A 25229-nucleotide genomic window follows, 5' to 3' on the forward strand; every position below is an offset into this window, starting at 1 on the left:
TGGACATGCGCGTCGCCCCGGTCGAACCGACCGCGGCCACCGGCTGCTGGCATTGCGGTGAGCCGCTGCCGGACACGCCCGCCTACGTTCGGCTGGACGACGCCACGCGCGCCTTCTGTTGCGACGGCTGCGCGGCCGCTGCGCAATGGATCCGCGACGCCAACCTCGACGACTACTACCGGCTGCGCAGCGAACGTGCATCGCGCGTCGGCACCGAACCCGCGGACTTCACTGTGTGGGATCGCGACGACGTCGTGGCCGGCCATGTGCGCGAGGTCGACTGCCTGCGCGAAATCACGGTGCTCACCGACGGCATGCGCTGCGCCGCATGCGCATGGCTGATCGATCGCGCGCTGTCGAACGAACCCGGCGTTCGCGACGTTGGCGCCAACGCGGTCACCGGACGTATCCGCCTGACGTGGGACCCGGCGCTTACGGCGCTGTCCGCGCCGCTGCGTCGCCTCGCGCTACTCGGCTATCGGCCCTACCTCGCCGGTGGCATCGTCGACGAAGACGCACGCCGGCGCGCGCGCAACCGCTCGCTGCTGCGCATCGGCCTGGCGGGCCTCGGCGCGATGCAGGCGATGATGTTCGGCGAGGCGCTGTACCTCGACACGTCCGGCACCATGCCGATCGCGACGCGCGACTTCCTGCGCTGGATCACCTTCCTCGTGTCGACGCCGGTCGTGTTCTACGCGGGCTGGCCGTTCCTCGAAGGCGCATGGCGCGAGATCCGTCATCGTCGGCTCGGCATGGACGTGCTGGTCGCGACGTCGACGCTGCTGGCGTACATCGCGAGCGTGGTCGAAACCCTGCGCGGTGGCCCGCACGTCTGGTACGACGCCGCGGTGATGTTCGTCTTCCTGCTGCTCGTCGCACGTACGCTGGAAGAGCGCGCGCGCGCCGCGGCGAACGCACAGGTGGATGCGCTCGCACGCGCATGCCCGGTGCTCGCGACGCGGGAGCTGGCCGACGGCACGCGCGAGACGATTCCGGTGAGCGCGCTGCAGGTCGGCAACGTCGCCTGCATCGCCGCTGGCGAACCCACGCCCGCCGACGGCACGTTGATCGACGCCGACGCGCGCTTCGAGGAAGCGCTGCTCACGGGCGAACCGCACCCGGTCGCACATCGGTCCGGTGACGTGATCTACGCCGGCACGCTGTGTCGCGATCGACCGGCGCGTGTGCTCGTGACGCGCGTCGGCGCGGACACGCGGCTATCCGAACTCACGCGACTGGTGGAACAGGCGCAGGCGCATCGCCCTCGGCTCGCGCACGTGGCCGATCGCATCGCGGGCGTGTTCGTCGTGGCGATGCTCGTCGTCGCGGCTGGGACGTTCGTCGCGTGGCGCATGCACGACCCGTCGCGGGCGCTCGAGGTGACGCTCGCGGTGCTGGCGATCTCCTGCCCGTGCGCGTTGTCGCTGTCGATTCCAGCGGCGCTCGCCGCGGCACATGGCGGCCTCGCGCGCATCGGGCTGCTGGCGACTCGACCCGACGCGCTCGATCGCCTCGCGCGCGCCAACGACATCGTGTTCGACAAGACCGGCACGCTCACCGACGGCGGCGCGCAACGCGTTCGCGTCGAGGCATTCAACGTCGACGAATCGACCGCGCTTCGCATCGCTGCCGCGCTGGAAAGCGGCTCGACGCATCCGCTCGCCGCCGCGTTCGCCGATATCGATACACCCGGCGCGACCGACGTGCGCGTGGTCGCCGCCAATGGCCTTGAAGGCATGGTCGACGGCCGCGCATGGCGCATCGGTCGTGCGGACTTCGCCGCAGGTCGCGCGGACGACGGCGCGCTGTGGCTCGGCGACGGGCATATCGCGATCGCGCGCTTCGAGGTCGACGAATCGCTACGCGACGATGCGTCTTCCGCCATCAACGCATTGCGCGACCAGGGCCTGCGCGTACACCTCGCCAGCGGCGACGCGCGCGAACGCGTGGACGCCGTCGCAGCGCGCCTGTCGATCGACAGTGCACGCGCACGCCAAACGCCGGAAGCCAAGCTCGCCTTCGCACGTGACCTGCAACGCGAAGGCCGCGTCGTCGCGATGGTCGGCGACGGCCTGAACGATGCCCCAGTGCTCGCGGGTGCGGATGTCTCGATCGCGATCGGCACCGGCGCTGCACTCGCGCAGCGTGCCGCGGATTTCGTGCTGACCGGCCGCTCACTGTCGCGCCTCGCGCAGGCCGTCGCACTCGCGCGCCGCACGCGCAGCGTGGTGCGGCAGAACCTCGGCTGGGCGCTCGCCTACAACGTGCTCGCGCTGCCCGCCGCGGTGACCGGGCACGTGGCGCCGTGGCTCGCCGCGCTCGGCATGAGCCTGTCGTCGCTCGCGGTCACGCTCAACGCATTGCGACTCGCCCGGAGGCGCGCATGACCATCCTGCTGCTGCTCATTCCGCTGAGCCTGATGCTGCTGGGCGTCGCGGTCGCTGCGTTCTGCTGGGCGGTGAAGCGCGGCCAGTTCGACGACCTCGACACGCCCGCGATCGACATCCTGCGCGACGAGCCCCCCAAGCCCGACTGACATGGACATCGCCTGGCTCACGCTCGCATCCGCACTGCTGACGGGACTCGTCGGCAGCGGGCATTGCGCAGTGATGTGCGGCGGCATCGCAACAGGATTCCCGGCGATGGCGCCGCGCGCAGGCTGGCGCTACGTCGTCGAACCGAACCTCGGCCGCGTACTCGGCTATGCAATGGCGGGCGCGATCGCCGGCGGGCTCGGCCATGCGATCGTCGGCGTCGCGTCGATGCCGACGCTACGCATCGCACTGCGCGTCGGCACCGGTTTGGTGCTGCTGATCGTTGGCCTGCGCCTGTGGCGCGGCAGCGGATCGACGTCGCCCTATTCCACGCTCGGCAGCGGCGTGTGGCGCCTGCTCAAGCCGCTGCAACGACGACTGCTCCCAGCCACGACGACCGGCCGACGCCTCGCGCTCGGCGCGCTCTGGGGCTGGTTGCCCTGCGGACTCAGCACGCCATTGCTGGCGGCGGCGTGGCTGCAGGCGAGCGCCGTCGGCGGCGCGGCGACAATGGCCGCGTTCGGCCTCGGCACGCTGCCGGTGATGTTGCCGCTGACGTGGTCCGGTCAGCAGCTGGGTCGACGCCTGCTTCGCAGCCGGCTGCGGGAAGTCGCGGGTCTACTCGTTGCAACGGCCGGCGTACTGACGATCACGGCGCCCTGGCTGGTCGCGTCGATGCCGCGACTGCACGGCCCACTCGCTGCGCTGGGCTGCGTTTCCGGCGCCTGATCAGGCGCGCTGGCGTGCGCGCGGATCGACGGGCGCACCTTCGCCGTGCGCGAGGCGTTCGAGTTCCGCGGCGTCGAGGATCTCGACCTTGCGGCCATGCACGGCGATCACGCCGTCCTCCTGCAAACGCGTGAACCCGCGACTCACCGTCTCCAACGCGAGGCCGAGGAAGCGCGCGATGTCCTCGCGGCTCATGGGCAGGCGCACCCGTTCCGTGGGCTCGCCGATCGTGCGCAGGCGCTCGATCAGCCCGTGCAGGAACAGCGCGATGCGTTCGTTCGCCTGGCGCCGCGACAGGATTTCGAGATGGTCCTGATCGCGCCCGACGCTCTGGCCGATGATGCGCATCAACTGGCGATGCAGCGCGGGCACGTGCGATGCGACGTCGCCCAGTTCTTCGAACGGCACTTCGCAGACGTTCGCGAGCGTCAGCGCCACCGCTTCGCAGCGATGGTGGCCGGTACCCAACGCATCCAGCCCGATCAACTCGCCGGGAAGATGGAAGCCCAGAACGCGCTCCTCGCCGTCCTCGCTCACCACCACCGTCTTGAATGCGCCGTCGCGCGCGACGAAGACGGCGCCCATGCGATCACCCTGTCGGAACAGGCGTTCGCCGGCCTCGACCGGGCGCTTGCGACGCACGATCTGTTCGAGTTCTTCCAGACCCTCGCGCCCGATGCCGGCCGGCAGGCACAACTGCTGCAGCGAGCAGTGCGCGCAATCGTGGCGAAGGGTGACGACGTCGATGGCCGGTGCTGCCATGTCGCGGCGATCCGCAATCCAAACAAGTGACAGCTTAGCGGGTGGCCACGACGTCGGGCGTTGCCCTTTGGGGAAACTTCGCATACCCGCTTAGCCGTTCACGGTTGATCCGGATCAAGTCGCCGCGAGCGCGCGTCCCTATCGTCTCCCGCATGGCGATGAACGATGCCCCGATCGACCGCGGCCTGCTCGAGCGCTACAACCGCCCGGGCCCGCGCTACACCTCGTACCCGACCGCACCGCATTTCCGCGAGCATTTCGGTGACGCCGACCTGCGCGCCGCCATCGCCGCCAGCAACGGCGACCCGATTCCGCGGCGGCTGTCGGTCTACGTCCACGTGCCGTTCTGCAGCAACCCGTGCTTCTACTGCGGCTGCAATCGCGTGGTGACGCGCGACAAGGCGCGTGGCGACGCGTACCTCGCGCATCTATACCGCGAGATATCGATGATCGCGCCACAGTTCGACGCCGACCGCGAGCTGATCCAGCTGCACTTCGGCGGCGGCACGCCGAACTTCCTGTCGCCGTCGCAACTGCGCGACTGCGTCGACGCGATCCGTCGCGCCTTCCGTTTCTCGAACTCCGCCGATCGCGACATCTCGATCGAACTCGACCCGCGCTTCGTCACGCCCGACGACATCCGCGAACTCGCACACATCGGCTTCAATCGAGCGAGCCTCGGCGTGCAGGATTTCGACCCCGACGTGCAGCTGGCCGTGAATCGCGCGCAAGGTGTCGACGAGACGCGTGCGGTGGTCGACGCCTGCCGTGCGCACGGCTTCCGCTCGGTCAACATCGACCTGATCTACGGGCTGCCCAAGCAGACGCCCGAGGGTTTCTCGCAGACGCTCGACGATGTGCTCGCGATACGCCCCGATCGGCTCGCGGTCTACAGCTACGCGCACCTGCCGGAGCTGTTCCGCGCACAGCGGCGCATCCACGAATCCGACCTGCCATCGGCCGACGCCAAGCTCTCGCTGCTGATGATGGCGATCCAGCGCCTCACGCTGGGCGGCTACCTCTACATCGGCATGGACCACTTCGCGCTGCCCGACGACGACCTCGCGCGTGCGCAGGCGCGCGGCGGCCTACACCGCAATTTCATGGGCTACACGACGCATGCCGACAGTGATCTGGTCGGCGTCGGCGTGAGTGCGATCAGCCATATCGGCGACGTGTTCAGCCAGAACCCGCGCGACCTGCCGAGCTGGGAAGCCGCGCTCGACGAAGGCCGCCTGCCCGTGTTCCGCGGCCTGCACCTGTCGGAAGACGACCACCTACGCGCCGACCTCATCCAGGCGCTGATGTGCAGCGGCGAAATCCCGACGGATGCGCTTGAGCGTCGCTACGGCATCGACTTCGACGATTACTTCGGCCCTTGCCTCGAACGCCTCGCGCCGCTGGAGTCGGACGGCTTGGTGCGGCGCGACGGCGAGCGCATCGTCGCCACCCAGCGCGGCCGACTCCTGCTGCGCAATATCGCCATGTGCTTCGACGCCTACCTCGACACCAAGGCCGACGTCGTACGACCGAGTTTTTCGCGGTCGATCTGACGTGTCACGACGGCGGCGCAGCTGTCGCACTGCGTCCTGCCATTCGCCGTGGCGTCGAGCGCCGCGTCGGTCGTGCAGCGGCCTTTGACAGCCGCCACTCCACCCCTACTATCTCAACGGCTCGCGACTCGCGCGGAGGAAACACGTGGCGCATGAAATCAGTCGCAGGCCCGGATATCTCGAAATCCGGTACCTCGGGCGCGTCGGCTACCGCGACCGTCTGGATGGCCTGGCCGCGATGTCCGACGCTTACAGCAGGGCGTTGCCGGCCGCGCCCGTGCTCATCAACTTTCTCGATACGAACATCGCCGCGGACGTCGAAAACGAACATCGCGCCGACTACATGGCGACGATGATCACGCACCCGTTCTTCGTTGGCCGGCGGATCGCGATGGTCGGCATCACTTCGGCACAGGCCGAGCCCGCGACGCTCGCGGCCACCGTCGCGAAGCTGGAATTTGCGCGCTTCGAAGATCGCGATGCGGCGGTCGCCTGGTTGACCGGGACAGTCGCGAACGTTCCGTAAACGGAGGTGGCGTAGCCTCCGACTGCCATCGCCGTGTCGACGCGGGCCGAGTCGGCACGAATCGTCCAACGATCAGGCCGATTGCAGGATTTACGCCTACTGGAGCCGCCATGTCCCGCGCCCCTTCCCTGTTTGTTTCCCACGGCTCGCCGATGTTCGCCGTCGAGCCCGGCCTGCTCGGCCCCAATTTGCAACGCATCGGCGCGGGCCTGCCCTCGCTGAGCGCGATCGTCGTCGTGTCTCCGCACTGGCAGACACGTGGCGTGCGCGTCACCGGTGCGCCTGCGCTGGAAACCATCCACGATTTCGGCGGCTTCCCGCCTCAGCTGTACGCGCTGCAGTACCCGGCACATGGCACGCCTGAACTCGCATCGCGCGTCGTACAGATGCTGCAGGCCGCAGGCTTCGACGCCGCGATCGACGCGCGACGCGGGCTCGACCACGGTGCGTGGGTGCCGCTGCGTTACCTCAAGCCGACGGCGGACGTGCCGGTGCTGCAGGTATCGCTGCCGCAGGACATCGACGCGGCCGGGGCATTGAAGCTCGGTGCGGCGCTCGCGCCATTGCGCAACGACGGCGTGCTGGTCGTCGGCTCCGGCAGCCTCACGCACAACCTCTACGAGTTCCGCCAGCACATCGACGACCCGGAATACGCCCAGCAGTTCGCCGACTGGGTGGCGGATGCGGTCACGCGTGGCGATGCCGACGCGCTCGTGCACTACCGCGAACGCGCACCGCATGCCGCCCGTGCGCACCCGACCGAGGAGCACTACCTGCCGCTGCTGGTCGCGATCGGTGCAAGCGACGCCAGCGACCGCCGCGACCTCGTCGAAGGCGGCATGACCTACGGAACGCTGTCCATGGATTCGTTCGGGTTCGGGCTGCCGTCCGAGACCGACGCGCACGCCTGAAAACACCCGACGAGTCACGCGCATCCCACGCGTGACAACAGCCGGCGCCACCCTCGCGTACACGCCGTCGTGACATTCGGCATCACGACCGCTCGGCATAATCCGGCGGGGCTCCACCCGCACGGCCATTCCATGCATCCAGGCTCGAACCTGCGCTTTCTCGACGCGCCCGGCGAAGTCGCGGCATTACTGCGCGCGCACGACTGGAGTCAGTCGCCGCTCGGGCCACCGGAGCAGTGGCCACAGTCGCTGCGCAGCGTCGTCAGCCTGATGCTGCATTCGAAGTTTCCGATGTTCGTCGCGTGGGGGCCGTCGCTGGGCTTCCTCTACAACGATCCGTACGCGGAGATCCTCGGCACCAAGCATCCGGACGCGATCGGCCGCCCGTTCCAGGACATCTGGTCCGAGATCTGGCAGGACATCGGCCCGCTCGCTGAGCGCGCGATGGGCGGCGAAGCCGTCTACATGGAGAACCTGCCGCTGCTCATGCGGCGGCGCGGCTACGACGAGCTGACCTGGTTCACCTTCTCGTATTCGCCGGTTGTCGACGAACAGGGCGACGTCGCCGGCATGTACTGCGCGTGCACGGAGACTACGGCCAGCGTCACCGCCGAGAAGACGCGCGACGCGCAGATGCAGCGCCTTCGTTCGATGTTCCAGCAGGCGCCCGGCCTGTTCGCGGTGACACGTGGCCGGCAGCACGTCTACGAGATCGCGAACCCCGCGTATTTCGAGTTCGTCGGGCGCGACAACATCATTGGCCTGCCCCTGCGCCAAGCGTTGCCGGAACTCGACCAGAAGTTTGTCGATCAGCTCACCGAAGTCTTCGATACCGGCGTGCCCTACATCGGCCGCCGCATTCCGGTCGGGCTGATCCGGCGCGCGAACGGCGAGCTCGAAGAACGCATCGTCGACTTCGTGTTCCAGCCCATCGTCGACGACGTCGGCCGCATCGATGGCATCTTCATCCAGGGCAGCGACATCACCGAACAGGCCGCAGCCGAGCGCGATGCGCAGACCGAGCGCCGTCGTCTGGACGCGGTCATCGAATCGCTGCCGTCCGGCGTAGTCCTTGCCGATCCCAATGGCGCGTTGATGCGCGTCAACGCCGCGAACCGCGAGATCTGGGGTATGCACCCGATGTCATCCGGCATCGAGGAGTACGGCGTGTGGCAAGGCTGGTGGGCGGATGGCTCGGAGCGGCAAGGCCAACCGTTGCAGCCCGAGGACTGGGCGCTCGCCCGCGCACTGCGCGGCGAAGTGGTGCGTGGCGACGTCGTCGAAATCCAGCCGTTCGGCGGCCTGCCACGTCGCACCCTGCTGCTGCAAGCCATGCCGATCCATCTCGAGAACGGCGAACTCAACGGCGCGGTCGTCGCGCAGACCGACATCAGCGACCGCGTGCGCGCCGAGACGGAACTGCGCGCCAGCGAAGCGCGCTTCCGCACCATCACCAACGCGATGCCGCAGATGGTGTGGTCGGCGCTTCCGGACGGCAGCAACGACTACTTCAATCGCCAGTGGTACGAGTACACCGGCACGAACGAGGGCGACACCGACGGCGACAAGTGGACGCGCGTCTTCCATCCCGACGACCAACCGCTTGCGTGGACGCGCTGGAAACACAGCCTCGCCACCGGCGAGGATTTCGAGATCCAGTACCGGCTGCGCCATCACTCGGGCGAATACCGCTGGGTGCTCGGGCGCGCGGTGCCGGTGCGCGACGAGAGCGGCACGATCATCCGCTGGCTCGGCACGTGCACCGACATCCACGAACAACGCCTCGCGCAGAACGCGCTGGAACGCAGCGAGCGTGCGCTGCGCGAAGCCGACCGCCGCAAGGACGAGTTCCTCGCGATGCTTGCGCATGAACTGCGCAACCCGCTCGCGCCGATCAGCACGGCGTCGCAACTGCTGATGCTCACCTCCGACCCGTCGCGCGTGCGCGCCGCCGGCGAAGTGATCACGCGCCAGGTGCGTCACATGACCGAGCTGGTCGACGACCTGCTCGACGTCTCGCGCGTAACGCGCGGCCTCGTCCATCTCGAAATGGAAACGGTGAACCTGAAGGACGTCATCGGCAGCGCGATCGAGCAGGTTCGGCCGCTGATCGACGCGCGACGCCATGCCTTGCGCACGCGGCTTCCGGTCGGCGCGTTGTGGGTACACGGCGACCGTACGCGGCTGACGCAGATCCTCACCAACCTGCTTAATAACGCCGCTAAGTACACGCCCGAAGGCGGCGAACTCAATCTCGATGCGGAAGTTGCCGGCACCGGCGTCACGGTACGCGTGCGCGACAGCGGCCAAGGCATCGACCCCGACCTTCTGCCGCAGATCTTCGAGTTGTTCACGCAGGCCGAGCGCTCGCCGGATCGCACCCAGGGCGGCTTGGGCATCGGGCTCGCGCTCGTGCGAAGCCTGGTATCGCTGCATGGCGGTGTGATCACGGCGGAAAGCGCGGGCCGCAACCAGGGCGCGACCTTCGCTGTCAGCCTGCCGCTGGTCGATGCGCCCGCGTCGGGCCACGTGCAGGACGTCGAACCCACGCATGACTACACGCCGGTGCTCGATGTCGTGGTGGTCGACGACAACGTGGATGCGGCGCAGACGCTGCAGACGCTGCTGCAGGCGCTCGGCCACCGCGTGCGCGTCTTCCACCGTGCGCTCGATGCGCTCGGCGGCATCGTCGACGAACCGCCGGACGTGGCGTTCCTCGACATCGGTCTGCCCGATATCACCGGCTACGACCTCGCGCGACAAATCCGTGCGCGCCTTGGCGATGAAACGGGCGTGCTGGCGGCGCTGTCGGGTTACGGGCAGCCGCAGGATTACGACGCGTCGCGCAACGCCGGTCTCAATTACCACCTTGTGAAGCCGCTGGACAACGTGCGGCTGCTCGAGGTGTTGTCGCAGGTGGGTGCGGAGTCGGCGAGGCGGCGGGTCTAGCGGCGACGTTTCGGTCTTCGATCAGCGGATCGCGTCGGAAGCATCCGCTGCGCCCTGCCCGGTTCCCCGTCGCTGACTCGATTCCGTCTGCAAACGAACGGGCCATTGCGTTCGATCCGTGCGTCCCCACGTCGAAAAGGTCGAGCTTGCCGCGCCGCGCATGAGCGCGACCGCTAAAGCCGCTTACTCGGACGGATGTCCCGTATGTCGAACACCAATCGCATCCCGCCCGCCGCGCAACGCACGGACGGTCGCTTCCGCAATCACGATCCCGAACGACACGCGCCCGCGACCGATCGCAACGTCATGTGGGACTTCTTCTTCAACAAGCCGAAGAACACCGTCCCCGCAGCCCCGATTCCAGTGCAAACGCTGTCCCGCGCCGAGCTCGACGCCACGCCTGATCGAAGCCTGTATCGGCTCGGCCATTCCACGCTGCTGATCAAGCTTCGCGGACGCTGGTGGCTGACCGACCCGGTCTTCGCTAAGCGCGCCTCCCCTGTGCAATGGGCCGGCCCGCGACGCTTCCACGAGCCCCCGATCGCGATCTCCGACCTGCCGCCAATCCACGGCGTGCTGCTGTCGCACGATCACTACGATCATCTCGATCGCGCCGCGGTTCGCAAGCTCGCGAAAGCCGGTGCGCGCTTCTACATGCCGCTCGGCGTCGGTGATCGACTCGCGCGCTGGGGCGTGCCCGCCGCGCAGATCCAGCAGTTCGACTGGTGGCAAGGTGCTGACATCGACGACCTGCGGATCACTGCGACGCCGGCGCAGCACTTCTCCGGGCGCTCGCTGAGCGATCGCAACACCACGCTGTGGTGTTCGTGGGTGATCGAGGACGGCGACTTCCGCCTGTTCTTCAGCGGCGACAGCGGCTACTTCAGCGGCTTCCGCACCATCGGCGAACGCTTCGGCCCGTTCGACGTCACCTGCATGGAGATTGGCGCATACAACGAGAACTGGCCGGGCGTGCACATGCAACCGGAGGAAACCGTGCAGGCACACGAGGATCTGCGCGGCGCGTGGCTGCTGCCCATCCACAACGGCACGTTCGACCTGTCGATGCACGCCTGGTACGAGCCCTTCGAACGCGTCACCGCGCTCGCGCACGCGCGCGGCATCCCACTGACGACGCCTGCTTTCGGCGAGCGCATTCAACTCGACGCCCCGCATCCTGGTGCGCCGTGGTGGCGCACGGTGTCGGACGTGGCTGGAGCGGAACTGCATCCGCTGGAGTCGACGCGCTGATCAGACGCTCATCTGGCGTCGTGCGTTTGCGCCTTCAGTTCGTTCGCGTCGCGTGCCGTCGTTGCGACGTCGGATAACGACGAAAGCACGTCGAAGTGATTGCGCGCCGAAACGACTGCCGATCAACCTCGACGACGATCCGCACACAGCGCGATATCTGGTGCCCGGAGCGGGACTCGAACCCGCACGACATGGTCGGGGGATTTTAAGTCCCCTGCGTCTACCGGTTTCGCCATCCGGGCACGTGCATAGCTTACGACCGTCGCGAGCCTCGCCGGAAAAACAAAACCCCGCATCGCTGCGGGGTTCTGATCTGGAGGCCGAGGTCGGAATTGAACCGGCGTACGCGGATTTGCAGTCCGCTGCATAACCACTCTGCCACCCGGCCGGGAGGCGTCAGGCGCACTATCGAAGCGTGCCCCTGAAAAGACAAGACCCCGCGAGCGGGGTCTGGTCAAACGGTTCCGATGCTCTGGCTCCGATGAATCTGGAGCGGGAAAAGGGACTCGAACCCTCGACCCCGACCTTGGCAAGGTCGTGCTCTACCAACTGAGCTATTCCCGCGGAACAGGCTGCGCATTTTACGGGTGCAGCCGGCCGTGTCAACACCTGAAGCACGACATGAACGCGGTTATGCCGCGCGCGTATGCACGTCCTTGGTCAGCACGGGCCACGCCGCGCGCAGGTACGCCCAACCTGACCACAGTGTGAGAAGCGCCGCAGCGGCGAGCAGCCATTCGCCGATCGAGAAGATCGGCAGGCCGAGGAATTTCGCCTGATACAGGAGGCACTCGAGCGCGACCATCTGCACGATCGTCTTCAGCTTGCCGATCGCCGCGACCTTCACCTTCGCGCGCTGGCCAAGCTCGGCCATCCACTCGCGCAGCGCGGACACCGCAATCTCGCGGCCGATGATCACCGCGGCCCACAGCGCCATCCATTTCGTCGGATGCACCTGCACGATCAGCAGCAACGCGACGGCGACCATCAGCTTGTCCGCCACCGGATCGAGGAACGCGCCGAACGCGGAATACTGGTTGTATGCGCGCGCGATCCAGCCGTCGAGCCAGTCGGTGATCGACGCAATCGCGAACACCGCGGCCGCGGCGAAATTCGTCCACGGATACGGCAGGTAGAACACGACCACGAGCACCGGGATCAGCACGATCCGGATGAGGGTAAGGATGGTCGGAACGGTGATGCGCATGCCCTACTCCGCGCCGTCCGACGGCGCCAGCCCGTGCAGGGTGTCATAGATCCGCTGCGCGAGGGCCTCGTTCACGCCCTCGACGCGCGCGATTTCCTCGACGCCCGCCGCCTTCAGTCCACCCAACCCGCCGAAGTGCTTGAGAAGCGCGGCGCGGCGGCGTGGACCGATACCCGGAATATCCTCCAGACGGCTGGTCGTGCGTGCTTTCTGCCGCTTTCCGCGGTGCCCCGTGATCGCAAAACGGTGCGCTTCGTCACGCACCTGCTGAACGAGTTGCAACGCCGGCGACTGTGCGCCCGGATGAACAGCACGGCCGTCGGGCAGCAGCAGGTCTTCGTCGCCGGGCCGACGCTCCGGACCCTTTGCGACGCCGACGATCTGAACACCGGTGACGCCAAGTTCGTCGAGCACTGCTTTCGCCTGCGCGACCTGCCCCGCGCCACCGTCGATCAGCAAGACGTCCGGCAGTACGGCAGCTGCGGCCTGCGCAGTCGTCTGGATTTCGACGTCGCGCGCTTCCATCGAGCGACGGAAGCGACGATGGATCGCCTGGTGCATCGCGGCGTAGTCATCGCCCGGCGTAATACCAGTGATGTTGTAGCGCCGGTACTGCGAACGCACCGCGCCTTCCGCATCGAATACGACGCAGGACGCGACGGTCGCCTCGCCCATCGTGTGCGAGATGTCGAAGCATTCGATGCGGTGCGGCACGTCGGCCATGCCGAGCAGGTCGCGCAGCGATTCGACACGTGCACGCTGCGCTGCGGCGCTGGTCATCTCCGATGCGAGCGCCATCTGCGCATTGCGACGCGCGATATCGACATAACCGGCGCGTTCGCCGCGTACGCTGCAGCGAATCTGCACCTTGCGTTCGCCGGCCATCGACAGCGCCTGTTCCAGCAGTTCGCGATCGGGGATGTCGCGGTCGATCACGATCTCGCGCGGCGGCGTCTTGTCGACGTAGTGCTGCGACACGAACGCACCGAGCACTTCGTCGCACTGGTCGCTGCCGTTCGTCTTCGGGAAGAACGCGCGCGTGCCGAGGTTGCGACCATCGCGAAATGCCATCAGCACGACGCAGGCGTTGGCGCCCTGCATCGAAATGGCGAGCACGTCGAGATCGGCCGCACGGCCGTCGACGTACTGGCGCGCCTGCAGCGTGCGGATCGACGACACGAGATCTCGCAGGCGCGCAGCTTCCTCGAAATCGAGGTTCGCGCTCGCCTGTTCCATGCCGCGCGCGAGCTCGTTGGTGAGCTCGTCGCTGCGACCTTCCAGCATCATCGACGCACGACGCACGCTCTGCGCGTAGTCGTCATTAGAAATCAGTTGCACGCAGGGCGCGCTGCAACGCCCGATCTGGAACTGCAGGCAGGGCCGCGAGCGATTGCGGAAGACGGTGTCCTCGCAGCTGCGCAGCTTGAACAGCTTGTGCATCAGGTTGAGCGTTTCGCGTACCGCACCGACACTCGCGTACGGCCCAAAGTACTTGCCCTGCAGCGCGCGCGGCCCGCGATGCACGGCGATACGCGGATATTCCTCGCCCGTCAGCAGCACGTACGGATAGCTCTTGTCGTCGCGCAGCAGCACGTTGTATCGCGGCTTCAGCGACTTGATCAGCTCGTTCTCGAGGATCAGCGCTTCCGCTTCGGTTCGCGTCGCGGTCACTTCGATGCGCGCGATCTGCGACACCATCGACGCGATGCGCGGCGACTTCGGCGTGTTGTTGAAGTAGCTCGAGACGCGATTCTTCAGCGCGCTCGCCTTGCCGACATAGAGCACGGCATCGTCCGCCGCGATCATCCGGTACACGCCCGGCGCGGTGCTCAGATGGCGGACGAAGTCCTTGGCGTCGAAGGCGGGAGCGGACGGCTTCATCGTCCTGCGGCCCCTACCCTGCGCGCATTGCGTCGGGTCATGCGGGAAATCGGCATCAGCGCGAGATGGGGCTGATTATCCGGCAGGCAAGCGCAGCGGGTGAGAACGCGGGCCCGCACAGCGAGGTAACGCGTTCAGCCCGCGCGTGACGCAAGGTGGCGTTCCGCGCGCTCGAGGTCGTCCGGCGTGTCGACGCCCGGCGGGAACGGCTCCGGTGTGACCGCGACGGCGATGCGATGCCCGGCCTCCATCACGCGCAGCTGTTCCAGCGATTCGATGGCCTCGAGGCGGCCCGGCGGCATCGATGCGAATGTCTGCAGGAAGCCCGCGCGGTAGGCGTAGATGCCGATATGGCGCAGCCACGGGCCGACCGCGGGCAGTGCGTCGCGGGAGCGTGCGAATGCGTCGCGCGGCCACGGGATTGGCGCACGACTGAAGTAGAGCGCATGGCCGGTGGCGGCGGCGACGACCTTCACCGCGTTCGGATCGAGCAACTGGTCCACGTCGTCCATCACGGCAGCGAGCGTCGCCATCGGTGCGGACGAAGTTTCGAGCAAGCCGGCTACCGATCGAATGCCGGCGACGGGTGCGAAGGGCTCATCGCCCTGCAGGTTCACCACGATCGTGTCGTCGCTCCAGCCGGCGATGCGCGCGCATTCCGCCAGACGATCGGTGCCCGACGCGTGGTCGGCCGATGTCATCGCGACCGAGACGCCCGTCGATGCCAGTGCCTGCGCGATGCGGTCGTCGTCGGTCGCCACCCACACGCCGCGTGCGCCGGCGTCCAACGCGCGACGCGCGACATGCAGCACGAGCGGGTCACCACCGAGCAGACGGAGCGGTTTGCCGGGTAGACGCGAGGCGGCGTAACGCGCGGGAATGGCGACGACGAAATCAGTCATGCGGATGTCCTTCGAAGTCGGTCGACGCGGTCGAGCAGCGCGGTCCAGAACGCTTCGGGAAGCTCGGCCGCGATCGGCACGGCGTAGCTGTCCTCGGGCGCGAACGCTGCGCACTTCACTGCGTCCTTTTCGGTCATCAGCACCGGCAGCGGGCTGTTGAACGCGAGGTCGGCGGCGCGGTACGCGTGATGGTCGGGAAACGCATGCGGGACGACAGCGATGCCGCGGCCCTTGAGCATGTTGAAGAAGCGCGAGGGATCGCCGACGCCCGCGACCGCATGCACGCGCTGGCCGGCGAATGTCGCGAGCGGACGCGCGCGACGTCCGTGCATCGGCGCGGCGTCGTGGATCGCGAGGCGCATTGGCCACTCACCGAATCCGCTGTCGAGCTGTCCGGCGTCGCCGAGGTTGACGACACGGAAGTCGCAGCGGTGCGCGCGCAGCGCGGGCTCACGCAGCGGACCGGCAGGGAGCAAACGTTCATTGCCGTAGCGCCGCGAGCCGTCGATCACTTCGACCTCGATGTCGCGCGCGAGGCGGTAATGCTGCAGACCATCGTCGCAGACCACGATGTCGCAACCGGCTTCCGCAAGCGCTTTTGCAGCGCGAGCGCGATCGCGGTCGACGCGCACCTGTGCGCCCGTGCGTTGTGCGATCAGCAGCGGCTCATCGCCTGACTGATGCGCCGGCGTCGTGTTTTCGATCCATAGCGGCGTCGAGCCCTCGCGCCCGTAACCGCGCGTGGCGACGCCCGGCGTCCAACCGGCATCACGCAGCCTTTCGACCAGTGCGATGGTGAGCGGCGTCTTGCCCGTGCCGCCCGCCGTAATGTTGCCGACGACGATCACCGGAACTCCGGGATGTCGCGATCGCAGGATGCGGCGTGCGTATAGCGACGTGCGCATGCGGGTCACGAAGGCATACAGCGGCTCGATGAAACGCGCCACGAGCGGCACCCGCGTACCGCCGTACCAGTGCCGCGGCGTGGCCGCCATCAGCCGGCCTCGCGGAACTGCATCCGGTGCAGGTGCGCGTACAGGCCGCCATGCGCGAGCAGTTCGGCATGCGTGCCGCGCTCGACGATGCGGCCCTGGTCGAGCACCAGCACCTGGTCGGCGTGTTCGATGGTCGACAGGCGATGCGCGATGACCAGCGTGGTGCGGTCGGGCATCAGGCGTTCGAGCGCGTCCTGCACCAGGCGCTCGGACTCGGTGTCGAGCGCTGCCGTCGCTTCGTCAAGGATGAGGATGGGTGCGTCCTTCAGCATGGCGCGCGCAATCGCGAGGCGCTGGCGCTGGCCGCCGGAGAGACGCCCACCGCGCACGCCAATCGACGTGTCCGCGTTCTGCGGCATGCGATCGATGAACTCCGCCGCGTTCGCGCCTTCGATTGCGGCGCGCAACCGGTCAGGCGTCGTCTCGCCGAGTTCGCCGTACGCGACGTTCGCGGCGACGGAACCGTCGAACAGCATCACCTGCTGCCCGACCAGCGCGATCTGTCGACGCAGGTCGGCGAGGCGGTAGTCACTGACCGGGCGACCGTCGAGCAGGATTTCGCCCGATTCCACGTCGTAGAAGCGCGGGATGAGCTTGATCAGCGTGGACTTGCCGCTGCCGGAACGCCCCACGATCGCGGTGACCGTGCCGGGACGCGCGACGAAGCTGACATCGGACAGCGCGGGCTCCGCCTGTTCGGGATACCGGGCGACGACGCTACGGAACTCGAGTTCGCCACGCGCGCGTTCGATCGGAACCGTGCCGCTGTCGACTTCGTCCGGCATGTCGAGCACGTCGAACAGACGATCGGCGGATGCGACGCCGCGCTGGAGCATGCCCTGCACGTTGGTGAGCTGTTTGATAGCCGGAATGATCGCCATCATCGACATCATCAGCGCGACGAAACCGCCCGCCGTGAGATGACCGGCCGCCGCTTCATGGCCGGCGAGCACGAGCAGCGCGGCCAGACCAATTGCCCCCATCAGCTGCACCATCGCCGACGAGATGCTGCGCGTGGACTCGACCTTCAGCGACAGCTTGAGGTAGCTGTCGGCCTGCGACTGATAACGCGCGGTTTCGACGCCTTGTGCGCCGTAGACCTTCACTTCCTGATGGTTACCCAGCGACTGGTCCGCGAGCTGCAACAGCTGCGCGCCGCTTTCCTGGATGCGGTGGCCGATGCGCCGGTAGCGACGACCGACCTTGTCCATCACCCAGCCCAGCGGTGGCGCGAGCACGAGCACCGCGAGCGTCACCTTCCAGCTCGCCCACAGCATCACCGCAAGCATCGCGATGACCTGGAACGACTGCTGCAGCATCACCTTCATCGCGTCGACGGCCGCGAGCGCGACCTGGTCGCTGTCGGAACCGAGGCGCGTGAGCATCGAAGGCACCGGTTCGCTGTCGAAACGCAGCCCCGGCAGACGCAGGTACTTGGAGAGAACTCGAACGCGCAGGTCGCGCGCGATGCTGCGGCCGGCGCGCGCCATCGCCATGTCGGTGATGTAGCCGGCGATGCCGCGCCCCACGAACAGGCCGACGATGAGCAACGGCAGCGTCCAGTCGAAACTCGCGGCGCGATGGACGAAGTTGCGGTCGATGATCGGCTGCATCAGGCGCGTGAACTGGCCGCCCGCCGCGGCCTCGAGCGCCATTGCGATGAAGCCGACCACCATCAGCGAGCGATACGGCTTGCCGAACTGCTGCAGCCGTTTGTAGGTCGGCCACGCCGACGTGTGTTCGCTCACTTCGACGCCGCCTTCTTCTCGGTCGGGGTCGCGACCGCAAGCAGGATGTGGCGGTAACCGAGCTGGCCGAGTGCTTCCTGCGCGGTGATCACGGCCTGGTACGGGGTGCGCGCGTCGGCGCGAAGCATCACCGGCCGCTCGCGATCGCTGCCGCCGAGTTCGCTGATCGACGCCTTGAGCGATGCGGCGTCGTCGCGAAGCACTTCACGATCGGCGACGAAATAGCGGCCCTGCGCGTTTACCAGCACGACCAGCGGGTCGCGTGCCTGTGCACTTTCGCCGCTCGCCTTCGGCAGCTCGAGCTTCAGCGCGGAGCGGCCTTCGAAGGTCGCGGTGACGACGAAGAAGATGACCAGCGTCAGGATGACGTCGATCAGCGGAACCAGGTTGATCTCCGGTTCGTCGACCGGACGATGACCGCCGATGCGCACGTCAGGCCGCCTGCGGTGCCGGCTGGCTCGTGCGCGACTCGACGACGTCCATCAGCGCAATGGCCTCGTGCTCCATGTCGATGATGTATTCGGCAATGCGGCCACGGAACCAGCGGTGCGCGATCAGCGCCGGGATCGCCACGATCATGCCGGTCGCGGTGCACACCAGCGCCTTGCCGATGCCGCCGGCGAGCTGGTTCACGTCGCCGATGCCGTAGTCGAGGATGCCGAGGAACATCTGGATCATGCCGACGACGGTGCCGAACAGGCCCATCAGCGGGCCGGCCGCGGCGATCGTGCCGAGCGTGTTCAGGTAGCGCTCCATGCGATGCACGAGATGGCGGCCGACGTCCTCGACGCGTTCGCGCATCACTTCGCGCGAGCGGTTGCGCATGTCGAGCACTGCGGCGAGCAGTGCACCCAGCGGCGAGGTCTGCCGCAATGATTCGATATGCGCGGGGTCGAGATTGCCGCGGGCGGCCCAGACGCGCACCTCGTCGCCGAGCTTGGCCGGCATGACCCGGCTGCGACGGAGCGTCCATCCACGTTCGACGATGAGCGCCAGCGCCAGCGCCGACAGCAGCAGCAACGGGATCATCGGCCAGCCGCCGGACTTCACGAGTTCGAGCACGTCGCCTCCGCAGGCGTTCAATCGCGCCGATAGGATAGCCCAGCGTCCGTTCTGCCCCGCCTCGCCGCGTCCCACAAACGGCGATGGAGGTCGCGCTGGCCGGTCGTGACGATCCCTTCCGGTTCAAGACGGAACGTCACCGCGCCGTCTTCGGCCGTGTTCCATGTCCGTGCGCCGGCCGCCTGCCAGCGGTCGACGACGTCGGGTGCGGGATGGTGGAAACGGTTCGCGTGGCCGGTCGAGAACACCGCGTCGCGGGCGCCGGTCGCGCGGATGAAGCCTTCGGCCGACGAGTTGCGGCTGCCGTGATGGGCGACGAACACGACGTCTGCCTGCACCGCAGCGGGGTCTTCGGCCGCCAGACGCGTCTCGACGAGGCTGCTGATGTCCCCGGTAAGCAGCACGCCGCCGCTGCGGCTTTCGATGCGCAACACGCAGCTGGAATCGTTGGCCACGTAAGGCGAGTGCGGCGGCGGGTTGAGGAAGACGAAGCGGACGCCATCCCACGTCCACTCCTGGCCGGCGCTGCAGGGCCGCGAGCCCTCGACGCCGGAGCCGAACGGCGCCAGCAGGTCGGACGCAGGCATCTCGCGACGCACCGCCGCGAGGCCGCCGACATGGTCGAGATCGGCATGGCTGACGACCATCCGGTCCAGCCGCGATACGCCGCGCGCATGCAGTACCGGGATGACAGCGCGCTCGCCGGCGTCGAAACCATCCGGCACTGCGGGGCCCATGTCGTACAGCAGCACGTGCGAATGCGTGCGAACGAGGACCGACAGCCCCTGCCCGACGTCGATCGCGGCGGCTTCGACATCACCGTCGGCTGGTACGTGCCGACCCGGCCACAGCAGCGGCAACCACAGCAGGATCGCCAGCGCCTTGCCCGGCGTGCCGCGTGGCATCAGCCACCAGGCCGCCGCGATCAGCGCGGGGATGATCGCGAACGGCGACGGTTCGGGCACGTACCAGAGCGAGAGCGGCGTCTGCGCGAGGCGGTCGAACAGCGGCCAAGCGAGATCGAACACCCACGCGGCGAGACGCCATGCCAGCGCACCGGCCGCGGGATGCACCGCGTCGAGCGCAACGCCGGCGACCGACAGGGGCGCGACGACCAGGCTCCACAGCGGGACGGCGAGCAGGTTCGCGATCGGCCCGGCCAGCGACGCCTGCCCGAACAGAACGACGGTCAGCGGAAGTAGCCCGATCGTCGCCACCGCCTGAGCCTTCGCTAGTTCGCGAACGGCGGACGCACCGCTGCGCGGCATGCACCACAGCAGCCACGCGACGCCAGCGAAGCTGAGCCAGAATCCGGCCGACAGCACCGAAAGCGGATCGACGAGCAGCATCGCGATAGCCGCGACCGCGAGTACCTGCGTCATGCCGACCGCGCGGCGCGACAGCTGTGCAACGGCCACCACCGCAATCATCAGCAACGTGCGCACGGTCGGCAGCGAGAAGCCTGAGGCTGCGACGTAGCCGACCGCGCCGACAAGACCGGCGATCGCAGCGGCGTGACGCGCGGGCATCCGGCGCCCGAGAGCGGGCATCAACCACCAGAGCAGGCGCATCAACAGCGCGCAGACGCTGCCCACCATGCCGACGTGGAAGCCGCTGATCGCGATGAGGTGCGTCAGGCCGTCCGCACGCAGGGCCGTCCAGTCCGCGTCGGTGAGATCGCGTGTATCACCGAGCGCGAGTGCGCGGACGAAGCGCGAGGAAGGTCGCGCCACTTCTCTCGCGATGCGGTTCGACGTGGCGTCGCGCCATCCCTGCAGGCCGGATGCGGCGCTTAGGCGCCCGCCCGCACGAACGTAGCCCGTCGCCGCAATGCGATCGGCGAATGCATGCATCTCGCCATCCGCGCCACCCGGGTTCCGCAGCCCACGCGGTGCGCGCAGCCGCACCGTGAATCGCCAGCGTTCGCCCGCACGTAGCAGCGGCGCATCACCGTTACGGTCGCCATACCACGACAGGCGCAACGTGCGTCCTGCAACTGCCGGCAATGTCGAGGACTCGACGTCGAACACGAAGGCTTCGCGGCGAGGTTCACGGCGCGGAAGGTCGCTGATTCGACCAGTGATCGATGCTTCCTGCTGAGCGGGTTCCGCTGGCAATTGCACGGCTAGCGCGTGCGCGGCATGTAGGCCTGCGACCGCGAAGCCCAGCACGAACGCGCCGACCCACCGGCGACGCGAGTAGAACCACGTCAGCCCAATCCCAGCCAGCGCGAACACGATCGACAGCACGACGTGCGGGACCGCCGGCAACGACAGGCACGCGCAGACACCCGCAAGGAGTGCGACTGCAGTGATCGGAGTGAGGAGCGGCGTCCTTGCCGCGTTCATGCCGGACTAGACCTCGTCCGGCGCGAGTTCTCGCAATCGACCTTCGTGCAGTTCGAGCACGCGATCGAGTCGGCGCGCCAGGCTGCGGTCGTGCGTCACCAGCACCAGGCTCGTGCGTTGCTCACGATTGAGCGCGAGCATGAGGTCGAACACCGTTGCTGCGGTTTTCTCGTCGAGATTGCCGGTCGGCTCGTCACCGAGCACGCAGCCCGGGCGATTCACCAGCGCGCGCGCGACCGCTGCACGCTGGCGTTCGCCGCCCGATAGCTCGCCCGGCTTGTGAGCCAGTCGATGACCGAGTCCGACCGATTCGAGCAACGCGGTCGCACGCTGTCGTGCATCGGCAGTCGCCGTGCCGCCGAGCATCACCGGCAGCATCACGTTCTCGAGCGCGGTGAATTCGGGCAGCAGGTGGTGGAACTGGTAGATGAAGCCGAGGGCGCCATTGCGCAGGCGCCCGCGTTCGGCATCCGACAACGCGCTCATCTTCTTGCCGTCGACGAAGACCTCGCCCGCCGTCGGCGTATCGAGCCCGCCCAACAGGTGCAGAAGCGTGCTCTTGCCTGCGCCGGATGCGCCGAGGATTGCGACGGTTTCGCCGCGACTCACTTCCAGGTCGAGCCCATCGAACACCGGCGTACGCAACTTGCCTTCGGCGTAGGTCTTGCCGAGCCCCTGCGCGCGGATCACCACATCGGAGCGCACGTCATTCATAGCGCAGCGCCTCCGCCGGCGGCGTGCGCGATGCACGCCAGGCCGGGTAAACCGTCGCAAGAAAGGCCATGACCAGCGCGACGGACGCGATCGTGATCACGTCGCTGGGCTGCATGTCGGTCGGCAGTCCGGTGATGTAGTAGACGTCTTCCGGCAGCAACTGGACGCCGAGCAGGCGTTCGATGCCGTGGAGGATGTGCTCGAGATTGAGCGTCAACGTCACGCCGAAGATGACGCCGGCCAGCGTGCCGATCACGCCGATCAGCGTGCCTTGCACCATGAATACCTGCATGACGCCGCGCGGTGTCAGGCCGAGCGTGCGCATGATCGCGATGTCCGCCTGTTTGTCGGTGACGAGCATCACCTGCGACGACACCAGGTTAAACGCGCCCATCGCGATGATCAGCGACAGCAGGATCGCCATGATGGTCTTCTCCATCTTCAGCGCGCGGAACATGTTCGCGTTCTCGTCGGCCCAGTTGCTGACGCGGTACGGGCCGCCGAGCGAAAGCGCGAGATCGCGGCCGACATTCGCCGCCTGGTCCATGTCGTGCAGGCGGAGTCGCACGCCGGTCACGCCGGCGCCCATGCGTTGCACGCGCTGCAGGTCCTGCATCGACGTGAACGCCATGCCGCGGTCGTATTCGTTGTAGCCGGCTTCGAAGATGCCGCTCACGTGGAAGCGCTTCATCTGCGGCACCGCGCCGATCGGCGTGGTCAGCGCTTCCGACGTGATCATGACGACGTCGTCCCCCACGCCAACGCCCAGCCACAGCGCAAGCTCGCGGCCCAGCACGACGTTGAACGTGCCGGGCTTCAGATCGTCGAGCCGGCCCTGCACCATCTTCGAGCCGAGCACCGATACGTGGCGCTCCTGGTCCGGCAGGATGCCGCGCACGATCGCAGGCTGGTTGCGCGGACCGGACAGCAGCGTCTGCGCTTCGACGTACGGCGCCGCACCCGCAACGCGCTTGTCGGCCAGTGCCTTGTTGACGGCGCGCGGCCAGTCTTCGATCGGCTCGCCGTAACCGCTGACCGTGGCGTGGGCGACCATCTGAAGCATGCGGTCGCGGATTTCGCGCTGGAAGCCGCTCATCACCGCGAGCGTGGTGATCAGCGCGGCGACGCCCAGGGCAATGCCGAGGATCGACGCCAGCGAAATGAAGGAAATGAAGCCGTTTCGGCGTTTGGCGCGCAGGTAGCGCAGGCCGATGGCGACGGGAATGGGCGTGAACATGCTGAGCCTGTTCCGAGGGGCGACTATGGTGCCACTGCCGCTGTCTCCGCGCGGGAAGGCCGCGTGAGGAGCCACAGGCGCAGTTCACGCCGGGTCGCGGCGTCGAAAACGTCGGGCCACGCCACGAAACGCTCGCGTCGGCCGTCGCGCGTCCATGTGAGTGCGCCGATCGGGCCTTGCCAGTCGACCTTGAGCGCGTCGATCGTGCTGTCGTCGAGCTTCGCCGTGCCGTCGCCACGCAGCACCAATTGAGACGTCGCACGGCGACGTTCGCGCAGCGCGAGCGCCAGGCCCCAGAGCACGCAGACCGGTGCCGCAGTCAGCGCAGCCCACCACGGAAGATCGGTCAGCAGCAGCCCTGCACCGCCGACGAAGCCCAGCATCGCGAGCGTGATCGAAAGCGCACGCGACGCGCGCAGTTCAAGGCGCAACGGCGGCGATGCGTTCGACGAGCGTCTGGAGTTCGTCATCGTCGAGGCGTTCGTGTCCGAGGAAGGCGCGCCAGAGCTTATCGTCCTCGACGACGAGCAGCCGTCGGAAAGTTTCCCGTTCCGCGTCGGACGATGTCGCCCAGCGACGGTCGAGCCAGCGCTCGAGCAAGTGGTCGAGTTCGCGCATCCCGCGCCGGCATCGCCAGCGCAGCGCTTTGAGTTCGATGTCCTCGCTCATCGCGAAAACAGGCCGATCGCGAGATACGCCCAGAGCAGCCACAACACGACACCGCCGGCGACGTAGGTCATGAAGCGGTGCATGACCTTGTTGTACGTCACGTGGATGCCGCTGTGCGCGGTGCGCAGCGCGACGAACAGCCACGCCAAGCCGACACTCAGCATGTCCACGCGACCGATACGATCCGCGACGACGAGCGCGAGATAGAACAGCACCGGCAGTTCGAACAGGTTGCGGAAGTTGTCCGCGGCGCGGCTGTCGGTGAGAAGCGCCGACGCCTGCGCCGACGTCGCGACCTTCTGCGGATGGATGCGCTCGCGCTTCATCTGCGCGATGCGCATCGTGTACATGCGGAACCAGACGACGGCCGTAAGCACGACCATCGCCAGGCCCGGCAGGTAGATCGCGCGAACGTCCATGTGTCCGTGCGCGGCTGCGATCAGGCGCGGCGCGCCAGCATCAGCTTCTTGATCTCACCGATCGCGCGCGCCGGGTTGAGCCCCTTCGGGCAGGTCCGCGCGCAGTTCATAATCGTGTGGCAGCGATAGAGCTTGAACGGATCCTCGAGATCGTCGAGGCGCCCGCCCGTGTCTTCATCGCGCGAGTCCACGATCCAGCGATAGGCCTGCAGCAGGATCGCCGGGCCGAGGTAGCGGTCGCCGTTCCACCAGTAGCTCGGACAGCTCGTCGAGCAGCAAGCGCAGAGGATGCATTCGTACAGGCCGTCGAGCTTCCTGCGGTCGTCCGGCGACTGCAGGCGCTCCCGGTCGGAAGGCGTCGGGCTCTGCGTACGCAGCCAGGGCTTGATCGACGCGTACTGCGCGTAGAAGTGCGTTAGGTCGGGGACGAGATCCTTGACCACCGGCATGTGCGGCAGCGGATAGATCGCGACTTCGCCGGCGCGGCAGTCGTCGATCGCCTTGGTGCAGGCGAGCGTGTTGGTGCCGTCGATGTTCATCGCGCACGAGCCGCAGATGCCCTCGCGGCACGAGCGACGGAACGTCAGCGTCGGATCGATCTCGTTCTTGATCTTGATCAGCGCGTCCAGAACCATCGGGCCGCAACTCGCGAGGTCGACCTCGTAGGTGTCGACCGTCGGGTTGCGTCCGTCGTCGGGATTCCAGCGGTAGACCTTGAAGACCCGGGCATTCTTCGCGCCGGCGGCAGCGAAGTGGCGGCCCTTCTGGATCTTCGAGTTCTTCGGGAGGGTGAATTCGGCCATGGTCGGGTCCGTTTCGTCCGCCGTTGCCG

Annotated in this window: 23 protein-coding genes and 3 tRNA genes; 8 read left to right on the forward strand and 18 right to left on the reverse strand. The window is 67.6% G+C overall.

Going from position 1 to position 25229, the window contains the following annotated elements; genetic code table 11:
- Positions 1 to 5 precede the first annotated feature (5 nt).
- From ACVWZN_RS05650 to ACVWZN_RS05660, 3 genes are read left to right on the forward strand one after another with little or no spacing between them, the layout of a single operon-like run.
- A complete protein-coding gene (locus ACVWZN_RS05650; RefSeq protein ID WP_456952969.1) occupies positions 6 to 2387 on the forward strand; it encodes a heavy metal translocating P-type ATPase in 2382 nt (793 codons plus the stop codon).
- Positions 2384 to 2536 (forward strand): cbb3-type cytochrome oxidase assembly protein CcoS, encoded by a 153-nt coding sequence (gene ccoS, locus ACVWZN_RS05655; protein WP_456952970.1) that lies wholly within the window; start codon positions 2384 to 2386, stop codon positions 2534 to 2536. The genes ACVWZN_RS05650 and ccoS overlap by 4 nt, the downstream gene beginning before the upstream one ends.
- 1 nt (position 2537) lies before the next feature.
- Entirely contained in the window at positions 2538 to 3263 is a 726-nt protein-coding gene (locus ACVWZN_RS05660) for a sulfite exporter TauE/SafE family protein (RefSeq protein WP_456952971.1), read from the forward strand.
- Here the strand turns inward: ACVWZN_RS05660 and ACVWZN_RS05665 are convergent, their stop codons facing one another.
- Positions 3264 to 4025, reverse strand: a complete 762-nt coding sequence (locus tag ACVWZN_RS05665; RefSeq protein ID WP_456952972.1) for a helix-turn-helix domain-containing protein — start codon at positions 4023 to 4025, stop codon at positions 3264 to 3266.
- 152 nt (positions 4026 to 4177) lie between these two features.
- Here ACVWZN_RS05665 and hemN point away from each other — a divergent pair, with 152 nt between their 5' ends.
- The 5 genes from hemN (at position 4178) to ACVWZN_RS05690 (ending at position 11215) form a co-directional block, all read left to right on the forward strand.
- Positions 4178 to 5578 (forward strand): oxygen-independent coproporphyrinogen III oxidase, encoded by a 1401-nt coding sequence (hemN, locus tag ACVWZN_RS05670; RefSeq protein ID WP_456952973.1) that lies wholly within the window; start codon positions 4178 to 4180, stop codon positions 5576 to 5578.
- 145 nt (positions 5579 to 5723) lie between these two features.
- Positions 5724 to 6104: a hypothetical protein gene (locus ACVWZN_RS05675; RefSeq protein ID WP_456952974.1), complete on the forward strand. Its 381-nt coding sequence runs from the start codon at positions 5724 to 5726 to the stop codon at positions 6102 to 6104.
- A gap of 110 nt (positions 6105 to 6214) precedes the next feature.
- Positions 6215 to 7015 (forward strand): dioxygenase family protein, encoded by an 801-nt coding sequence (locus ACVWZN_RS05680; protein ID WP_456952975.1) that lies wholly within the window; start codon positions 6215 to 6217, stop codon positions 7013 to 7015.
- A gap of 132 nt (positions 7016 to 7147) precedes the next feature.
- Positions 7148 to 9964 carry a PAS domain-containing hybrid sensor histidine kinase/response regulator gene (locus tag ACVWZN_RS05685; RefSeq protein ID WP_456952976.1) on the forward strand — a complete coding sequence of 939 codons (2817 nt, stop codon included), beginning with the start codon at positions 7148 to 7150 and terminating at the stop codon, positions 9962 to 9964.
- A 204-nt stretch (positions 9965 to 10168) separates the two neighbouring features.
- Positions 10169 to 11215, forward strand: a complete 1047-nt coding sequence (locus ACVWZN_RS05690; RefSeq protein WP_456952977.1) for an MBL fold metallo-hydrolase — start codon at positions 10169 to 10171, stop codon at positions 11213 to 11215.
- Positions 11216 to 11373: 158 nt separating this feature from the next.
- On the opposite strand, the gene ACVWZN_RS05695 is transcribed toward ACVWZN_RS05690, so the two are convergent.
- The 17 genes from ACVWZN_RS05695 to ACVWZN_RS05775 form a co-directional block, all read right to left on the reverse strand.
- Positions 11374 to 11457: transfer RNA gene (locus tag ACVWZN_RS05695), tRNA-Leu, on the reverse strand.
- Between the two features lie 72 nt (positions 11458 to 11529).
- A tRNA-Cys gene (locus tag ACVWZN_RS05700) sits at positions 11530 to 11603 on the reverse strand.
- Positions 11604 to 11703: 100 nt separating this feature from the next.
- A tRNA-Gly gene (locus tag ACVWZN_RS05705) sits at positions 11704 to 11779 on the reverse strand.
- A gap of 67 nt (positions 11780 to 11846) precedes the next feature.
- The gene (pgsA, locus tag ACVWZN_RS05710) at positions 11847 to 12422 is read right to left on the reverse strand and encodes a CDP-diacylglycerol--glycerol-3-phosphate 3-phosphatidyltransferase (protein ID WP_027082099.1); all 576 of its coding nucleotides are present in this window, start codon (positions 12420 to 12422) and stop codon (positions 11847 to 11849) included.
- A gap of 3 nt (positions 12423 to 12425) precedes the next feature.
- Positions 12426 to 14303, reverse strand: a complete 1878-nt coding sequence (uvrC, locus tag ACVWZN_RS05715; RefSeq protein ID WP_456952978.1) for an excinuclease ABC subunit UvrC — start codon at positions 14301 to 14303, stop codon at positions 12426 to 12428.
- Positions 14304 to 14437: 134 nt separating this feature from the next.
- Positions 14438 to 15205 (reverse strand): 3-deoxy-manno-octulosonate cytidylyltransferase, encoded by a 768-nt coding sequence (gene kdsB, locus ACVWZN_RS05720; protein ID WP_456952979.1) that lies wholly within the window; start codon positions 15203 to 15205, stop codon positions 14438 to 14440.
- Positions 15202 to 16200 carry a tetraacyldisaccharide 4'-kinase gene (gene lpxK, locus ACVWZN_RS05725; protein ID WP_456952980.1) on the reverse strand — a complete coding sequence of 333 codons (999 nt, stop codon included), beginning with the start codon at positions 16198 to 16200 and terminating at the stop codon, positions 15202 to 15204. Before lpxK ends, kdsB begins: the two co-directional genes overlap by 4 nt.
- Complete coding sequence (gene msbA, locus ACVWZN_RS05730; protein WP_456954720.1) at positions 16200 to 17876, reverse strand: lipid A export permease/ATP-binding protein MsbA; 1677 nt, start codon at positions 17874 to 17876, stop codon at positions 16200 to 16202. Before msbA ends, lpxK begins: the two co-directional genes overlap by 1 nt.
- A 68-nt stretch (positions 17877 to 17944) precedes the next feature.
- Positions 17945 to 18379, reverse strand: a complete 435-nt coding sequence (locus ACVWZN_RS05735; protein ID WP_027082094.1) for an ExbD/TolR family protein — start codon at positions 18377 to 18379, stop codon at positions 17945 to 17947.
- 1 nt (position 18380) lies between these two features.
- The gene (locus ACVWZN_RS05740; protein WP_027082093.1) at positions 18381 to 19010 is read right to left on the reverse strand and encodes a MotA/TolQ/ExbB proton channel family protein; all 630 of its coding nucleotides are present in this window, start codon (positions 19008 to 19010) and stop codon (positions 18381 to 18383) included.
- Between the two features lie 17 nt (positions 19011 to 19027).
- On the reverse strand, positions 19028 to 21358 hold the full coding sequence (locus ACVWZN_RS05745) for a DNA internalization-related competence protein ComEC/Rec2 (protein ID WP_456952981.1): 2331 nt from the start codon (positions 21356 to 21358) through the stop codon (positions 19028 to 19030).
- Between the two features lie 6 nt (positions 21359 to 21364).
- Positions 21365 to 22072, reverse strand: coding sequence for a lipoprotein-releasing ABC transporter ATP-binding protein LolD (lolD, locus tag ACVWZN_RS05750; RefSeq protein ID WP_456952982.1), 708 nt, complete (start codon positions 22070 to 22072; stop codon positions 21365 to 21367).
- Positions 22065 to 23309 carry a lipoprotein-releasing ABC transporter permease subunit gene (locus ACVWZN_RS05755; RefSeq protein WP_456952983.1) on the reverse strand — a complete coding sequence of 415 codons (1245 nt, stop codon included), beginning with the start codon at positions 23307 to 23309 and terminating at the stop codon, positions 22065 to 22067. Before ACVWZN_RS05755 ends, lolD begins: the two co-directional genes overlap by 8 nt.
- Positions 23310 to 23332: 23 nt before the next feature.
- Positions 23333 to 23740 carry a hypothetical protein gene (locus ACVWZN_RS05760; protein WP_456952984.1) on the reverse strand — a complete coding sequence of 136 codons (408 nt, stop codon included), beginning with the start codon at positions 23738 to 23740 and terminating at the stop codon, positions 23333 to 23335.
- On the reverse strand, positions 23730 to 23978 hold the full coding sequence (locus ACVWZN_RS05765; RefSeq protein WP_456952985.1) for an FAD assembly factor SdhE: 249 nt from the start codon (positions 23976 to 23978) through the stop codon (positions 23730 to 23732). The genes ACVWZN_RS05760 and ACVWZN_RS05765 overlap by 11 nt, the downstream gene beginning before the upstream one ends.
- Entirely contained in the window at positions 23975 to 24397 is a 423-nt protein-coding gene (locus tag ACVWZN_RS05770; RefSeq protein ID WP_456952986.1) for an MAPEG family protein, read from the reverse strand. The genes ACVWZN_RS05765 and ACVWZN_RS05770 overlap by 4 nt, the downstream gene beginning before the upstream one ends.
- A 20-nt stretch (positions 24398 to 24417) precedes the next feature.
- A complete protein-coding gene (locus tag ACVWZN_RS05775) occupies positions 24418 to 25200 on the reverse strand; it encodes a succinate dehydrogenase iron-sulfur subunit (protein ID WP_456952987.1) in 783 nt (260 codons plus the stop codon).
- Positions 25201 to 25229 lie beyond the last annotated feature (29 nt).

It is taken from the genome of Lysobacter sp. HA35 (genome assembly GCF_054061195.1).

Excerpts from the sequence above, each read along its gene's own strand:
- ACVWZN_RS05650 (WP_456952969.1), top strand. The coding sequence starts at position 6 with ATGCGCGTCGCCCCGGTCGAACCGACCGCGGCCACCGGCTGCTGGCAT.
- ccoS (WP_456952970.1), top strand. The coding sequence starts at position 2,384 with ATGACCATCCTGCTGCTGCTCATTCCGCTGAGCCTGATGCTGCTGGGC.
- ACVWZN_RS05660 (WP_456952971.1), top strand. The coding sequence starts at position 2,538 with ATGGACATCGCCTGGCTCACGCTCGCATCCGCACTGCTGACGGGACTC.
- ACVWZN_RS05665 (WP_456952972.1), bottom strand. The coding sequence starts at position 4,025 with ATGGCAGCACCGGCCATCGACGTCGTCACCCTTCGCCACGATTGCGCG.
- hemN (WP_456952973.1), top strand. The coding sequence starts at position 4,178 with ATGGCGATGAACGATGCCCCGATCGACCGCGGCCTGCTCGAGCGCTAC.
- ACVWZN_RS05680 (WP_456952975.1), top strand. The coding sequence starts at position 6,215 with ATGTCCCGCGCCCCTTCCCTGTTTGTTTCCCACGGCTCGCCGATGTTC.
- ACVWZN_RS05685 (WP_456952976.1), top strand. The coding sequence starts at position 7,148 with ATGCATCCAGGCTCGAACCTGCGCTTTCTCGACGCGCCCGGCGAAGTC.
- ACVWZN_RS05690 (WP_456952977.1), top strand. The coding sequence starts at position 10,169 with ATGTCGAACACCAATCGCATCCCGCCCGCCGCGCAACGCACGGACGGT.
- pgsA (WP_027082099.1), bottom strand. The coding sequence starts at position 12,422 with ATGCGCATCACCGTTCCGACCATCCTTACCCTCATCCGGATCGTGCTG.
- uvrC (WP_456952978.1), bottom strand. The coding sequence starts at position 14,303 with ATGAAGCCGTCCGCTCCCGCCTTCGACGCCAAGGACTTCGTCCGCCAT.
- kdsB (WP_456952979.1), bottom strand. The coding sequence starts at position 15,205 with ATGACTGATTTCGTCGTCGCCATTCCCGCGCGTTACGCCGCCTCGCGT.
- lpxK (WP_456952980.1), bottom strand. The coding sequence starts at position 16,200 with ATGGCGGCCACGCCGCGGCACTGGTACGGCGGTACGCGGGTGCCGCTC.
- msbA (WP_456954720.1), bottom strand. The coding sequence starts at position 17,876 with ATGGTGGTCGGCTTCATCGCAATGGCGCTCGAGGCCGCGGCGGGCGGC.
- ACVWZN_RS05745 (WP_456952981.1), bottom strand. The coding sequence starts at position 21,358 with ATGAACGCGGCAAGGACGCCGCTCCTCACTCCGATCACTGCAGTCGCA.
- lolD (WP_456952982.1), bottom strand. The coding sequence starts at position 22,072 with ATGAATGACGTGCGCTCCGATGTGGTGATCCGCGCGCAGGGGCTCGGC.
- ACVWZN_RS05755 (WP_456952983.1), bottom strand. The coding sequence starts at position 23,309 with ATGTTCACGCCCATTCCCGTCGCCATCGGCCTGCGCTACCTGCGCGCC.
- ACVWZN_RS05765 (WP_456952985.1), bottom strand. The coding sequence starts at position 23,978 with ATGAGCGAGGACATCGAACTCAAAGCGCTGCGCTGGCGATGCCGGCGC.
- ACVWZN_RS05770 (WP_456952986.1), bottom strand. The coding sequence starts at position 24,397 with ATGGACGTTCGCGCGATCTACCTGCCGGGCCTGGCGATGGTCGTGCTT.
- ACVWZN_RS05775 (WP_456952987.1), bottom strand. The coding sequence starts at position 25,200 with ATGGCCGAATTCACCCTCCCGAAGAACTCGAAGATCCAGAAGGGCCGC.